A 15186-nucleotide genomic window follows, 5' to 3' on the forward strand; every position below is an offset into this window, starting at 1 on the left:
ATTAGTTCTTCATGTGGCATAGAAAAGCACCTCCTTCAATTGATATTTCTATCTTAGCAAGAGGTGCTTCATTTTTGTATGCGTTGTTTGATTACGGGTTTACCATGGTAAAACAATCAACTATTTTTTAATTTTCATCTGGATTTCTCTATTTAAACTCCAAAACATATTCAAAACATAACCAAAAGCTAAGGAGCAAAAAATAACGCTAATTATAGATAACTCCTTTGTAAAACCGAAGGACCAAAACATCAAAAATACAAAGAAACTACAAATACCTATTTTGATTAAATTTACCATCGATAAACCTCAATTCTTAAATAAAACTTGAACTCTGTCCATACCGTTATTATCGTATGGGTTAATTTTGATTGCAAACTATTCCTTTAATCGTATCAATTATCAAATCAGGATTCTCCAAATGAATGAAGTGATTATTGTTCGTCTTAATTTGTATTGTTTTCTTGGTTAATCTACTAAGCTGATTTTGATATTCTACCCAAGTCGGATCTTGATTATTGGAGCTGATAACGATTGCTGGTAAATCTTCTCTTAATTTTACTGCATTTTTAACTAGTAATGCTGACCTCTCACTATACAGAAATTCTTTATATACTGCTTCATAAGACTTAGGAAGATACCCAACATAATCGGCATATTTTTGGTAAGGTTCTGGCAGATATTTTCTTCCAACCGGTTGTTTCAAAAGTTTAGGAATTCCAATTCCGGAAGTAATGTAACCAAATCGAAAGAGGTTTAAATTTTTACGATAGGACTTTTTACGATTGGTATCCCAAACATCACTCATATATCTATTTTCGTGCACGGCATCGATTAGAATTAATGATGTAACTTTCTCTGGAAATTTACTTGCAAAAAGCCTCATATTCAATCCGCCAAAGGAATGCCCAACTAATACATATGGTGGTTTTAGTTCTAACTCATCTAATACATATATTAAGTCATCTACCACATCTTCACTTGTATATGGGAGATTGCTTCGTGAACTCCATCCATAGCCTGCACGATCAAATGAGAGGACTTTTGTAAACTTAGATAATTCTGGCTGTATATGATACCAATCTAAAGAACAACAGCTTAATCCAGCGTCTAAAATCACACTAAATTCCGCATCCTCTATACCAGAGACGACGACATGAATATTCCTATCTTTAATCCTAACCTTTTGACCTATTTCCTTCACTTTGTTTTTCCTATTAAGATAGAGGTTTGTTAAAGTAAAAGGGAAACCAATCACGTCAATCATTGTCTTAACCCATTTCATCTTATTCCTCCCAGGCACACTAATTTCTCAATTTACTGCATGATTAACGGTGGGAGTCCTCCCTCACCAATAAAGTAAGCAAAGACGGTAAAACCTAAAATGAGAATGGAAATAACGATGATCATCAAAGCCAGAACTATATTTTGTCGTGATATTATTGATTTAATTCCTATAATTAAACTTAATAACCCAATCACAGAACTTATCATCGCACCTAATATATTATTCATATTCGCTAACATCGCGCTGAAAAATAATATAAAGAATACTACTTGTAAACTGATTCCAATTCGTAAAGATTGCAACACAATCTTACCTCCTAAATATGTTTCATTCTATCTAAGGGGAAATAATATCCCTTATAATTAAATATGTTAGTGAAACCTATTTTTTCTGCAACTGCAATGGAAGGATTATTATCTTCCATACAATCCCAATATGGAGTAAAGTCATTCTCCAAACAATCTCTTGCAAATACGTGGGCTAACTTTTGCGCCAACTTGTTTCCACGGTATGCCTTCAACGTTTCAATATCAACAGCGTGCACATCATCAATAACAAAACCAGAAAAACAAATACTAATGATATTGTTAGGATTCTTTATGCAATAACCAGTTCCTAGTCTAAAAAATTGTTCCGTTGAAGACCAATACTCTAAAATTTTAGAATGCAGAAGATCAATATTATGAAGGGTATTACTATAATAAAGCTCCTCATCGATCTTTATGACTTCAAATTCTTGTCCTATGACAGGTTCATCCTCAGCGTAAAAATTCTCTTTTTGTAGTGTATAGACTTTTTGGTTCCAGCTTTCCAGTTTCCGATGTGCAAACAGCTTCTCAATAACCACATCCCATTTTTGATGATTGCCCATTGCTTCAAACCACTTCAATCCTACTTTTTCTGCTTCTGCTTGAATCATCGTATCAATAAAATGATTAATTTGGCTATTAAATTCCTCATTTGATTCATTGCCAATAAATAAAAACCCATCATTGTTCCCAAGCCAAACAAGTCCGGCGTCCGGAGAATAGATATTGTCTACAAATATTCGTCCAGGATTAATTCCTTCGACTACAGCTTTCACCTCAATTTGCCCCTGCTGGTTAATTAAATTCTTACATTTATAAAAATCAGTTTGATTCAGCTCAGAAATCATCGAATACCTCATTCCATAACCATAATGAGTTAAACTTTATTTGTTCTATATTCCTCAACGTATTCTTCATAATCCAGAACTTCAATTACACTTGACCAATGCAAAACGGTCCCTACAAAATCACGAATGTCCAAACCTTCCATTTCATATGTAGTTCCGTCATTGACCGTTCCTGTAGCGTCCTCAATAAACGTAACTTTATACCCTCTATCATAAGCTGCTATTGCCGTAAACTGGCAACAAAACTCGGTATTGAAACCTGTGATGAAAATATGGTCCACACCAAACTGTTTTAGCTTTTCATCCAGTTCTGTCTGGTAAAATGAGCTTGGTGTCTTCTTTTCTACTACGATTTCTGCATATTTTTTCAAGGAATCATGAATTTCAGAGCCCGCCGAATTTTTGTGGAATGAACTTTTTTCGTCATCGTCCAAATTTCGAATAAAAATAACTTGGTCTCCATTTTCTTTGAAATCTGTAATCATCGTTTCGATCATACCGATTTCTTGGTGAAAGTCTTTAAAGTCAACAATTGTCTTTTGTGCATCAATGACCAATAATGCTCTCATTTTTTTATCTCTCCTATTTCTTCTTTCTATCTTTATATAGATTCAACAAAGAGATGCTTTCTCCTTCTTTGTTTTTAACTCGCTTATCGTATACCATTCATAGATTGCTATCTTAAAAAATCGACAAGCACTTAATAAGCACTTGTCGATTACTTCGTTACTTCTCGTTAACATCGATATCTTCTTCTGCAGGAGCTTCCGGCAGTTCTGGTACATCATCTATCATTGGCGGAGGATCAGGTGGTCCGTGAACATTATTACTTACTCGTATTTCCACAGTATACTTCAATGGTACAAACTCGTTGAATTTACTCATGCCGACCACTGTCCCTTTAACTTCTGGGGCCCAGATATATTTAATAATATATTTAATATCTGCACCTTTGGATTGGAATTCTTCAAAGAAGATTCTCGGGAGTTCACCCTCTGATTGCCCACGATAATCACCTAAGTATGGCTTCCCTAACGAATAGGTAACAGTAACGCGTTTGTCATCATTATCCGTTAACTTCGTATCTGCAGCAACGGATTGTGAAATCAATCTACCGTAAGCAACATCTGCGTGATAAACCTGTTTCACCATCACTTCCAAATCTGGGAAACTAACAGCAGCTTCCTCTGCAGTAAGTCCAGCAAAATTAGGAACAATTGTAGCTTTACCTAGAGATACAACAACTTCCATCTTATCTCTTTTGGCAATTTTCTCTTCTGGAGTTTCACTTTGACTAATGATAAACCCAGCTTCAACCGTATCAGAATCCGCTTCTTCATAGGTCATATCAATTTCATTTGTTTCAGCCCATTTCACAACTTCTTCTTTGGCAACTCCCGTGAAATTAGGTATCGTAATATTCTTTTCAAATACTTCTTCACCTTTAGAATAGTAGACAGCTGCACTATGTTTACGTTGATAGCCTGTTTCGTCAACATCATCATCTCTAATGGTGAGCTTAATGAATTCGCCTTCTTCAACATCATCACTGTACTCCGCTACAATTTGCAGATTTTCTGCTTTGTTCTCTTCAATCCAACTTCGTGCTTCCTCTTGACTCATGACAGAAAAATCAGGCAGCAGAATAACCTCTTCCGGATCCGGTCCTAAACTGCTTGTTAGCTGTAGTGTGTTCCCTTTTCGGATTTTCTCTCCAGCAGGAACACTTTGAGAAATAACTTGATTTGCATCATATTCCTTATTATGTTCTTGTATTAATTCGATTTCTACATCATTTTCATTAGCCCATGCACGTGCTTCAGATACAGGTTGTCCAACAAAATCTTCCACCTTCACATGAACGAGTATGTAGTAAATGAAAAAAATTAACACACAAGCTAGAACAGATCCAGCAATGATCAGCCACAACCGACGACGTTTTTTCCGTTGATAGTCCGGATCAATCTCCACATCTTCTTCGGAGTCACGACGATAGCTGCTTCTAGTAGAAACAGGATTGGACTCAGTAGAACTCTCGGGCTCAGGAACTCTTTCTTCCATTTCCGCAGCAGAAGCTTGCTCTTCCTGCTTCTGCTGCGAATCTATTTGTTCCTGTGTTTCAACTGGTTCATCATTTTTGGATTTCGATTGTTTTTCTTCGTCTTGCTCACTCAACAAATCCTGGTACTTATCTTTATTAAATTTGGATAGAAAATCACTCATAAGCAGTCAGTACACCTTTCCTCAAAAGGAAAGCCTGATCGGATTGCAATGCAATTTCATTGGAGTGCGTAACTACGACGACGCATTTATCGTGTTCATGCGCCAGTCGTTTGAAGATATCAATGATTTCCTGCTCCATTTCTTCATCCAGGTTTCCTGTCGGTTCATCTGCCAGAATCAATTCCACATTCGTCGCAAGCGCACGGGCAATTGCCACCCGTTGTTGCTCTCCCCCCGAGAGCTTATTGACTGGACGGTCTGCTTTACTTTTTACAATCCCAATGTAGTCGAGTAAATTGTACGCCACTGTCTTGGCATCTTCCGGGACATCATTCTCTGTGATCGTCATTGGAATGAGTACATTTTCGACTGCAGTAAAGGTCGGAATCAAGTTATAACTTTGAAAAATAATCCCCACATTATTACGTCGGTACTTTTCATAACCAATCTTCTTAATATCTTCATTGTTGAAAAGAACGGTACCGCTATGTGGTGAATCAAGCGCACTGAGTAAGGAAAGCAGGGTGGTTTTCCCGGAACCGGATTGCCCTAAAATTGTATAGAATTTCCCCTTTTCAAATGAAATGGATGTATCTTTTAATATATAACGACGCTGTTCACCATCTTGGTAAAAGTAATTTAAATCTTTCGCCTCTAATATCATTGTTTCACCTCTCATCACATCAATATTTTCTTAGGATTTAGTCTTAAAATATAAATCAGCGGAATGACTGTTGAAATGAGAATCGTCAACAACCCAATTCCAAAGAATGCTAGAACAAAGCTTGAATTAAGGCTGACCTCATAAGAATCCAAAACATCTTGTGTCGTTAAATGAGTTTGGATGGCCCCGCCATAATACATATAATCATCTTGATACGATTGATCATCTGCATTAATCATCGTTTCTGATACCTGTCCAGCGATGAGATTACCGGTGAATAATGATAATGAAATGGCAATTAACGCAATAACCATTACTTCAATTAAAATTTGTCCAATAACACGGCCACGTTTCTCCCCTAGTGATAAATAGATACCTAATTCACGTTTTCTATCTCTTAGGAATAATAAGACTACTAAACCAATAATAAGCACAGTTGCACCTATAGCCGCATATAAAACGTACCTTGATAAATTGGACATCGACTCTACTGGGCCTGCGATGCTATCATATTGATCGGTAGCGCTATGGACCTTATAGAGATTCGGTAGTAACGGTGCAACTTCTTCCGCAAATGCTTCACTATCTTCAGGATTATTCAGAACATACAATGGTGTATAATATTCGAATGATGCTTCTTCTCCCTCGGCCGCAACCATTTCTGCATATTCTTCGTCCGCTTTCAAATACTCCTCATATTGGTATTTCATTTCATCCACAATAATTGGGTTTGGTACATATACGGTATTTTGGAATTCTATATCCATGAAATCCATCATGCCGCCCATTTCGGAACTACCCTCTGAATCATCTTGCTTAATAGTTTGTGATTCGAATATTCCTATAATCTCTAAGACGACATCCCGTGAAGTGACTAAATTATCTTCTCCCGTTTCTTCATCCCAAGTATAAACCTCGTTTACCAACGTAAAGGTATCCCCAACGTTAAGGTTATTTTTTTCTGCCAATTTATTAGAAATGATAGCTACAGAGGTGCCATTATCGACTTCTTCTTGGGTAAAGACACGACCATCGACTAATTTTGCCTTCTGTTCTTCAATATCAAGAACAGGTGCATAATTAATTCCCTTCAACATAAAGTCCATGCTGGGACCATGGTGTACAACTTCACCCTCCATATCACCTTGGTAACTATCGATACTCTCCGAGCCTAACCAATGCATCAAATTAAAGTCATAGTACTTTACATAAGAAAGTTCACCAATCTGTTTCATCAAATCAACACTAAGGTCTTCAATCACAGTATTTTCCCAGTCTGCTTCACTAAGCTTATCCATTTCTTCATAATCAAGCTCTACAGTAGCAGTAGCACCTAGTCTCTCTTTAATGTTTGCTTCCACATTTGTAGTGGCTTGCTGAATTGAAATGGCTCCTGAGATCAAATTCCCCAGAATAAATATTACTGCTAATAAAATTAAAGACTTTCCCTTTTTCCTAGTAATTCCTAGAAATCCCCGCTTAATAAAATTCATTACAAACCCCCTCATTAAAAAATTCTCTTCTCTTGTAATTCTCTAAAAATTTAACGTATATTTGTATTATATACGAGCGCCCCATGTTATCCAAGCTATTCTTGGATACGATTTCACCTCTTTCACGATTAAATTCTATACTGTATTAATAACTTAATACGACATATACTTGTATTATATTTGTAATAGTGTAGAAATACAACTGTTATTTTTCCTATATCTGGAAGAAATTTATATTTGAAGGATTTTGTAAAAATTCAGGCTCGCACAATGTCGAAACAGGACACTCTAACGTAAGTATAAAAATATCTATTAAGATAAAATATCGAGGCATTCTGTTCAATAGATTGTTAATGAATGCAAGGAGGGTGAAAATGAGAAAAGCTATAAGGCGTGCGTATACAAATTCAAATGATTTATTAAGAATGCAGGAACTTACACGAGCTTTATGGACCCTGGATGCCAACTACCATATAGGGGATCTAGCCTGGCAACGTAATCGGCATGTTGGTCTTGAGGAAAATTGGATTACTGCGATTTGGGAAGTGAATGGCAAAACAGTTGCTTGGGGATGGATCGAACTGCCTGACAACTTAATTTTTCAAGTCGACCCCAACTTTTATGAAGTTGCAATGGACGTACTCGATTGGTTTGACGAGAACATAGAAACAAACGAGAAAAAAGTATCTGTTTTGGATAAAGAAACTCATCTTATCTCAACCCTACAAGATGCTTTATACACCCCATTAAAAGAAGCTCCTTATATTCTCTCAAAAATCTCATTGGATCGTTGTCCTTTCACCGTTCAATTGCCAGATAAGTTTATTGGCCGGCACCTTCAGGGCCCTAAGGATATACAAAATCGGGTGACTGTGCACAAGGCTGCATTCCATCCATCAAAGGTTTCTGAGGAGAGTTACTTGAATGTAATGAATGCCTTTCCTTACGATCCCTCTCTTGATTGGGTGATTGAGTCGCCTAATGGTGAGTTCGTTGCGTTTTGCTTGATTTGGTATGATGAGGAGAACAAAGTTGGGTTACTCGAGCCAGTAGGAACAGATCCTCGATTCAGGAGAATGGGATTAGCCAGCTCTGTTTGTAAACTTGCTCTTAATGAACTGCGTAAAAAGGGGGCAGAGACTGCAATAGTTTGTACTTGGATAGAGAGACCAGGAAAACCACATCCAGATTCTTTGTATCTTTATAAGTCCATTGGGTTTGAGCAATATGCAGAAACTAAATCGTTTCATCGTTCCAAATAATTATTTCCACGTTAAGTTGCTTCTGTTCAAAATAAAATTGGCTTACCCGATTCGGATAAGCCAATTTTTATTCTCTGAAACTATTTTGATAATGCAATCTTTATATGTTCCAAGTGATGTTCTTCATGCCAAGCTAATTTTGCAATTTTTGTTGCAACACTGATTTCCCCATTGTTTTCATGAGTGAAGATACGGCTCAACTCTTCCTCTGTTACACTATTCCCTAAAGCTACAATACGCTCATTGATGCCTTCCAGCATCTTAATCGAACTTTCTACTGGGAGTTCTGTATCTGGTTGAACAGCCCATTTATCCTGAACAAAGTTAGGTACCTTAGGGTTTTCATCTGTCAATGCCAGCTTCAAACGTTGAAACATATTCATCTGGGAGTCGGCAATATGATGAACTAATTGACGGACGTTCCAACTGCCATTGCGGTATGTTTTGCTTAACTGCTCCTCATTTAATGAATCGACCGTTTCTCGCAACCTAGTAGTATATGTTTCAATTTGCTTCAACCATTCCTGTACATGTTCCAGCGTCACCTTCTCTGGAACTTTCAATTCACCAATCGGAAATTTTACATCCATTTCAATCGATCCCCTCTTCCCTTTAATATTTATTTCGCTGTTAATCTCTACTATAGCCAATCTACTTTAGGATTGTAAACTAAATGACATATGACTAGAATCGTTGAAGTAACATCGTGACTTAAACTTGAAGTCTTATTGGCCAAGGAACAAACCAATGGGTGACTTGTTAATGTAACCAATTAAAATAAGTGCTCCCTATTTAAGAAAGCACCCATTTAATAAGATTTAATTTGATATACTTCTATTTACGCCAAATAAATTCCGCAGACCGAAGATGATGAACACAATGATCACTGATAATGATAAAACGAATAAAAAGCTCGTTGTTGGATCGTATTTAAATGCATAAATATATTTATCAATGGTATAGATTTGCCCTGGATCAGTAACATGCGACGGGGTGAACACCAAATGACTTCGCCAACTTGTTTCAAATGGCATATAGGAAGCAGTCCATGAAGTTGCCGAGTAACTATAGACAAATACAAACAGAACGAGAAGAACGCCTAGTAGTTTTTTCATATTATTACTCCCCTTTCCGCATAGGATGTTTCCTTTATATGGTAATCATACCGTTATATACTTTTACAAAAAAACTTAATATCCTTCTTGGATTTGCAATCTTTTCGACTATTTAACGCAAATGAATCGATTCTCGTAGAAAGTTTAGAATTGAATACATCCCATCTCCACCTTCTACGGGATATCGGAATGTAATTTCCAGGACATCATCACCAACTTCATAAGCAATAAACCCTTTATCCACTCGATTTTGACTAAAGTACTGCATTTTCCCCGCAAATCCATTTTCCTCTGAGGATACGCTCTCAAGTTCAAACTCTTCATCATATCCTTCTGCTTCAAATCTTTCTTGCAGGTTTGATATAGATTGATCAAGATTGGTGTCTTCGATAATTGCTAAAGTTATCGTATATTCATCATCAATTGAATACTGTATTTCGTTTTCATACACTTCAGGTGCTCCGAATACCTTATCCAATTGATATGCAATTTTATAAGGTTGTATTAGATAGTTAATGACTTCAACTTCTTGGTCCATCCCTTCATTCTTTCTCGTTACAGCTTCCACAGAGCCAGTATGAATCTCCAGGGCCGCCTCATCGGTTTCAACCGAATCATCAGACGTCACTTTTACTTCGGGGTTATGGTTATCTACTATTTGGCTATTTTCGCTGCGAGTTATACTTGCTTCATCATGGTACGTGATACTGTCCGTATAAAAGGTATAACCGAAAAACAATACGATAGCGAGGATTCCGATACTTGAAGCAAATTTTAATACAGCAACTAATCTCATTTTTTTCCTGCTACTATTCATGGAAAATAAAATGCTTTTCTCCAGTTTATTTTTTCTTGATTCTTTCCAAATGATATCTTTATCCAATTGTTTCAATTGACTGTCGAAATAAGAACTATCATTATATTGATTTCTCATGCGGATACCCCTCCTTTAGCAATTCCTTCTCTAAAGCGGGAATTGCTCGATAAAGTGTCGTTTTCACTTTTCCTTCCGACCAATTTAAAATCTCACTTGTTTCTCTAATACTGAATTCTTTTATTTTCCGGAGGATGATGACTTCACGATAGGAGGATTTCAACTTACTTAACGCACGATACAACTGGATTGAACTTTCACGAATTTCTACAATATCATCCGGTGAAGGCACAGAAGTCTTCTTTGCAGTAAATATCTCTTGAAGAATTCTCAATGGCTTTTGTTTTCGTATATAATCTATAGTGAGATTATGTGCAATACTGAATAGCCAAGTTTTAGGTTGTGCCTTATGTTGAAAGGTATGATGATTTTTATAAGCTTTAATAAACGTATCATGGGTCAAGTCTTCCGCCATTTGATAATCATGTATCATCATCAAAATATACTTAAAAATCGACTCACTATATAAATGATACCAATCGGTAATTTCCTCTTTCGTTTGATCCGGCAATTAACTCACCCTTTCATGCACTTGTTTATTGTTTTAGACGTATTAAAAAAGATTAAGTCACATATTTGTTTTTGTCCAAACATTATTTCAACAAAAAAGGCGCATCCCCTACTTCTTTAGAGATACACCGACTACTCCAAATCACAAGCTTCCAATTCATTTTTAAAGAAACTACTTATGTAGATTGCAGTGGTCAACAATTACAAATCATTACAACATTACCATCCGGATCTTTTATATTAAACCAGGCAGTATTGTCTACCCATTCTATTTCCCTAACAACTTCAATATTCTTAGCTTTTATATACTTATATGCTTCTTCGATTTCTGGGGCGAATAAATTAAATATAGGGTTAGGACTGACATGGTATTTAAATGCAGGATCGAAGGTGTGATCGTCTAACGTTAGAGATGTGGAGCCTGTGATAGGGATATTATAAACAGGTGAAGCTATCTTTTCTAAATCAACATCGAGCCCTAGTAAATCTGAATACCACTTTACTGACTCCTTCAAATTCGTTACATGAACAAACACGCCATTCATTTGGTTTTTGATTGGTATTACTTTCTCCATTTTTTCAAGTCCTCCCTTATAATTCTTCCTCTAGTATCAATTCAACGAAAAAATTGGGATTCCTGCATAAAGTATGTACTTTCCTTAATCTCGCTTATATAATTTTGTATAAAAGTTTTTAATTTTTCATCACTAATGTATTAATCCGCTGTTTTTCTTCCTCTTTATCCAAGTATTCAAAGAAACCTAAACGATTTCCCCATGGATCGGAAAATGTACCCCATTTTACCGGAACTTCTTCTCTTGAATATATTACAAAATCATCGATCTTCAATTCTTTTACAAGTCTCTCTCTTTCACCTTCTATATCTGTCACACCAAGTCGTAAAGGACCACTTGTAATCGCCGGTTTTCCTTCAGCAACCTGCAACCAACAACCAGGGATAATCTCCCATTCAACAAATCCTTCATGGGGTATGAAATCTGGTGTCCGGTTAAGCATAGTCTGATACCATTTACGACCTTCTCTGATATCTTCTACACGAACTTGTATCGTCATTTCAAATACCAATCGAATCCCCTCCATTCATAGCTATTCGTAATAAGACATCTTATTAATAGAATTCCACAAGAAAGGGTGTTTCTCCTCCCTTGAAGGAAAAACACCCTTTTACTTAATCAAAATCCATTTTTAATCATTGAATAGTATTTTAGTTATTTGCCTCAACTTTAGACTTTACATCGTCTTTTGCGGATAATAATTCATCCTTTGCCTCAACTGCGTCATCTTTTACATCGGCTAACTCACCTTTTGCATCTTGGACGGAAGACATTACATCTTTAGACTCTTCCACCACATGTTGAGTTGTATCTTTAATATCTTTTACTTGCGTATCCAAGATTGCCTGTATCTTTTCAATTGCGTCTTTGGAAATCTCTGTTGCATTCTGAATACGCGTGATTATCGCTTCTTTCGTACCATTGGGATCTTCTTTGATTGTTGTTGCATATTTACTTACTGTATTCTTCATATTCTTGGAAGTATCTTTTACCTTCTCTCGCGCATTGCTGTTTAAAAGTACCAATGAAGAAGCTCCTGCAATCACTCCAGCTACGATTAAACCTTTTTTTGCTTTTTTCTGTTTGTTCATTGTCATACTCATGCAGATCTTCCTTCCTCTAATTATTTATTGATATTGTTTAGATTCCCGAGGTCGAACATCTTAAACATTTCCCCGCAAAGATGTGACATTTTTCCTATATGCAGACCATCAAAGAATCAGCTTGGAAATTTATTGTAACTTCTGTGTAACTCATTTTTGTTAGTTTACGCATAATTAAAAACGCTGTATAAGCGTTAAAAAAAAGGAGTGAATAAATGTTTCAAGGGACATCTCGGTTGTTGATTGTGTTGTCTTGTCTCACTGTTTTATGTTTGTTTCTTAAGGTGGATAGCGATCAGGTGGCTGCAGCTAGTTTTGAAGATGGTGAGTATAATGGAAAACCGTACAAACTTTATGTACCCTCAGATTATGATGAAGATGCTGAAATCCCTTTAGTCGTAATGTTACATGGCTGTACCCAGAATGCAGCTGATTTTGCAGCTGGTACCGAAATGAATGCAGTGGCGGAACAAGAGGGGTTTATGGTGCTCTATCCGGAGCAGCCTCGCAGTGGAAACTTTAATTATTGTTGGAATTGGTTCGAACCAGCACATCAAGCAAGGGAATCTGGAGAACCTGCTACGATTGCAGGAATGGTAGGTAAAGTGAAAGACGACTATGAAATTGATGATGACCGTGTCTACGTTACTGGATTGTCTGCAGGTGGTGCCATGTCAGTCATCATGGGGGCAACCTATCCAGATGTATTTACAGCAATTGGAGTAGGTTCAGGACTTGAGTATAAAGCAGCCACAAATCTGATCGAGGCAAATATGGCGATGCAGAACGGTGGTCCAAATCCGGCCATTCAAGGTGAACGGGCATTTGAAGCAATGGGTGAGCATGCTAGAATTGTTCCTGTCATCGTTTTCCACGGTAGTGATGATTGGACCGTCCGCCCTATCAACGGAGATCAAGTCACAGAACAATGGATTGAAACGAATAACTTAATTTACAGTGACAGTGATCACATTAGCAAATCACCATCTGAAACCATTCAACATGACAATCCCAACGGCAAAAACTATACCCAATATCTTTACAAAAATTCAAAAGGTGAATCCATCGTAGAGAAATATATCGTACAAGGCATGGGGCACGCATGGTCTGGTGGAAGTCTACAAGGGAGTCATACAGACCCACAAGGCCCTAGTGCAAGTGAAATAATGTGGAACTTCTTTAAGTCAAAATCAAAAGAGATTATACCAGATGATGATGCACCTTCTACTGTTGCAACTCCACCAGGTGGTAAATATACCACTAGTGTAACTGTAGAATTAAACGCAGACCGAGAAGGAACAACATATTATACGATTGATGGTTCGGAACCAACAACAAACTCTACTGTATATTCCGCACCGATTGTAATTGAAGGATCGACAGAACTTAAGTTTTTCACGATAGATGTAAACGACAAGAAAGAAAATGTTAAAACAGAGAGTTATGTGATAAATAAAGACGATGACCCTGAAAACGATTTAGAAAGATTAGAAATACAACAAAATGAAAGCGGTTACGTAGGTCGTCTTATTGCTGACGGCTTAAGCAACAAAGAGTTTAGACTCGGCGATAAAGGGATGTATAATACAGACACTTATCGAACTATCCTTTCCTTTGATACATCTGTTTTAGACAATCAAACCATCAACTCTGCGAAATTAATTTTACTCACAAAATCAAGTACCGGAACCATTAATAATATATCGGTTGATGTTAAGAATGGTTATTTTGGTTCCAGTCCAACCCTTGAACGTAACGACTTTTTAGCTAGCGCAACCACAAATTCCATAACAACAATTGAGAATGTCCCTGCAACTAACGTGGAACGAATTGAGATAGAAATACCGTTGGAGAACCTTAATCGAGACGGACTCACACAATTTAGACTTAAAGCACAAACAACTGCCGGATTGAATCGTAATTTACTTGAACTATACAAAGAGGATGACCCGGAGTATACCCCTCACCTTGAAATTGATGTGAGTAACTGATTTGGTTGAAATATCAATTAGAAATCCCCTGAGTAATATCAGGGGATTTTTTATAATCTACTATTACTTGCACCGTACAATTTCAATCTATAAATCTTCCTGATCAACATTCAGTTCAATCAAATTGCCATCTGGGTCGGCACAAAAAATTTGAGCGAATCCACTTGCACTATTCGGACTTTCAATAATTTCTACTTCATTCTTCTTAAGCCAACTAAGAGTATCGTAATAGTTTTCCACTCTAAGAGCAAAGTGGCCTTCCCTGCTGGATAAACTTTTGTCATTACGGATTGTCTGTGAAGAAGAATCGACGATTAAATGAAGTTGTTGCCCCTCTATTTCATACCAGGCACCTGGAAAATCAAAATCTGGGCGCTGAATCTCTTTTAAACATAAGATTTTACTATAGAACTCTTTGGCTTTTTCTAAATCTGTCACATTAAGACTAACATGGTGGAGACTTTTGTATTTAATCAATTTTCCCCTCTCTCCTTTACCCTTTATGATTCATTTGAAGGTTTAGATAACGTACTAAAAGCGAAGCCATAAGAAATATAACTCCTTTAATAACATATCTTACTTTTACTATAGCAGTTCAGCAGGATATTATTATGTTTTTTGCTCTTTACTCATTCCAAAACTACTTTATGGAAGTTTAGTAGCTTGGTAAGTATCGGACGGATTATTTTTGGAATGAAAGAATAGAAAGATCCTGTTTAAAATGATTAACAAAAACCCTAAAATTAATATAAGAATCGAAAAGGCAGTGATGCTAGTATAGTTTCATGGACACATCTAAGTTAAATTTATACAATGAATTTCAAGGAGGATGTGTCCGATGAATACAAGAAATAACGGTAAACGATATAATG

The 15186-nt window shown here is 36.7% G+C and carries 17 protein-coding genes; 2 read left to right on the forward strand and 15 right to left on the reverse strand.

Features of this window, described 5'->3' with window-relative positions; translation table 11 throughout:
- Positions 1-361: 361 nt before the first annotated feature.
- From ACFSBH_RS14010 to ACFSBH_RS14040, 7 genes are all read right to left on the reverse strand, one after another.
- Complete coding sequence (locus ACFSBH_RS14010; protein WP_379598140.1) at positions 362-1285, reverse strand: alpha/beta hydrolase; 924 nt, start codon at positions 1283-1285, stop codon at positions 362-364.
- 32 nt (positions 1286-1317) lie between these two features.
- Complete coding sequence (locus tag ACFSBH_RS14015; RefSeq protein WP_251515683.1) at positions 1318-1593, reverse strand: hypothetical protein; 276 nt, start codon at positions 1591-1593, stop codon at positions 1318-1320.
- Between the two features lie 11 nt (positions 1594-1604).
- Positions 1605-2444, reverse strand: a complete 840-nt coding sequence (locus ACFSBH_RS14020; RefSeq protein ID WP_251515685.1) for a GNAT family N-acetyltransferase — start codon at positions 2442-2444, stop codon at positions 1605-1607.
- 29 nt (positions 2445-2473) lie between these two features.
- Positions 2474-3013, reverse strand: coding sequence for an isochorismatase family protein (locus tag ACFSBH_RS14025; protein ID WP_251515686.1), 540 nt, complete (start codon positions 3011-3013; stop codon positions 2474-2476).
- Positions 3014-3170: 157 nt separating this feature from the next.
- Positions 3171-4667, reverse strand: a complete 1497-nt coding sequence (locus tag ACFSBH_RS14030; protein ID WP_379598143.1) for a PASTA domain-containing protein — start codon at positions 4665-4667, stop codon at positions 3171-3173.
- The gene (locus ACFSBH_RS14035) at positions 4660-5331 is read right to left on the reverse strand and encodes an ABC transporter ATP-binding protein (protein WP_251515690.1); all 672 of its coding nucleotides are present in this window, start codon (positions 5329-5331) and stop codon (positions 4660-4662) included. Before ACFSBH_RS14035 ends, ACFSBH_RS14030 begins: the two co-directional genes overlap by 8 nt.
- Before the next feature lie 14 nt (positions 5332-5345).
- Positions 5346-6824 carry an ABC transporter permease gene (locus ACFSBH_RS14040; protein WP_379598145.1) on the reverse strand — a complete coding sequence of 493 codons (1479 nt, stop codon included), beginning with the start codon at positions 6822-6824 and terminating at the stop codon, positions 5346-5348.
- A gap of 374 nt (positions 6825-7198) precedes the next feature.
- Between ACFSBH_RS14040 and ACFSBH_RS14045 the strand changes: the two genes are divergently transcribed.
- On the forward strand, positions 7199-8086 hold the full coding sequence (locus ACFSBH_RS14045) for a GNAT family N-acetyltransferase (protein ID WP_379598147.1): 888 nt from the start codon (positions 7199-7201) through the stop codon (positions 8084-8086).
- Positions 8087-8166: 80 nt separating this feature from the next.
- Here ACFSBH_RS14045 and ACFSBH_RS14050 read toward each other — a convergent pair whose 3' ends face one another.
- The 7 genes from ACFSBH_RS14050 to ACFSBH_RS14080 all read right to left on the reverse strand — a co-directional run bounded on the left by ACFSBH_RS14050 (position 8167) and on the right by ACFSBH_RS14080 (position 12323).
- Complete coding sequence (locus ACFSBH_RS14050; protein WP_379598149.1) at positions 8167-8676, reverse strand: YfiT family bacillithiol transferase; 510 nt, start codon at positions 8674-8676, stop codon at positions 8167-8169.
- A 228-nt stretch (positions 8677-8904) separates the two neighbouring features.
- A complete protein-coding gene (locus ACFSBH_RS14055; RefSeq protein ID WP_251515697.1) occupies positions 8905-9201 on the reverse strand; it encodes a DUF4306 domain-containing protein in 297 nt (98 codons plus the stop codon).
- A 112-nt stretch (positions 9202-9313) separates the two neighbouring features.
- Positions 9314-10135 (reverse strand): hypothetical protein, encoded by an 822-nt coding sequence (locus tag ACFSBH_RS14060; protein WP_379598151.1) that lies wholly within the window; start codon positions 10133-10135, stop codon positions 9314-9316.
- Positions 10119-10646, reverse strand: coding sequence for an RNA polymerase sigma factor (locus ACFSBH_RS14065; RefSeq protein ID WP_251515701.1), 528 nt, complete (start codon positions 10644-10646; stop codon positions 10119-10121). Before ACFSBH_RS14065 ends, ACFSBH_RS14060 begins: the two co-directional genes overlap by 17 nt.
- A 193-nt stretch (positions 10647-10839) precedes the next feature.
- Positions 10840-11220, reverse strand: a complete 381-nt coding sequence (locus tag ACFSBH_RS14070) for a VOC family protein (RefSeq protein WP_251515703.1) — start codon at positions 11218-11220, stop codon at positions 10840-10842.
- Between the two features lie 118 nt (positions 11221-11338).
- Positions 11339-11731, reverse strand: coding sequence for a VOC family protein (locus ACFSBH_RS14075; protein ID WP_251515705.1), 393 nt, complete (start codon positions 11729-11731; stop codon positions 11339-11341).
- 139 nt (positions 11732-11870) lie between these two features.
- Entirely contained in the window at positions 11871-12323 is a 453-nt protein-coding gene (locus ACFSBH_RS14080; protein WP_251515706.1) for a hypothetical protein, read from the reverse strand.
- 215 nt (positions 12324-12538) lie between these two features.
- Here ACFSBH_RS14080 and ACFSBH_RS14085 point away from each other — a divergent pair, with 215 nt between their 5' ends.
- Entirely contained in the window at positions 12539-14314 is a 1776-nt protein-coding gene (locus tag ACFSBH_RS14085; RefSeq protein ID WP_379598154.1) for an extracellular catalytic domain type 1 short-chain-length polyhydroxyalkanoate depolymerase, read from the forward strand.
- A gap of 87 nt (positions 14315-14401) precedes the next feature.
- Here the strand turns inward: ACFSBH_RS14085 and ACFSBH_RS14090 are convergent, their stop codons facing one another.
- Positions 14402-14791, reverse strand: coding sequence for a VOC family protein (locus ACFSBH_RS14090; protein WP_251517998.1), 390 nt, complete (start codon positions 14789-14791; stop codon positions 14402-14404).
- Positions 14792-15186 lie beyond the last annotated feature (395 nt).

The organism is Oceanobacillus luteolus (assembly GCF_042678205.1).
Taxonomy (GTDB): domain Bacteria; phylum Bacillota; class Bacilli; order Bacillales; family Amphibacillaceae; genus Oceanobacillus; species Oceanobacillus luteolus.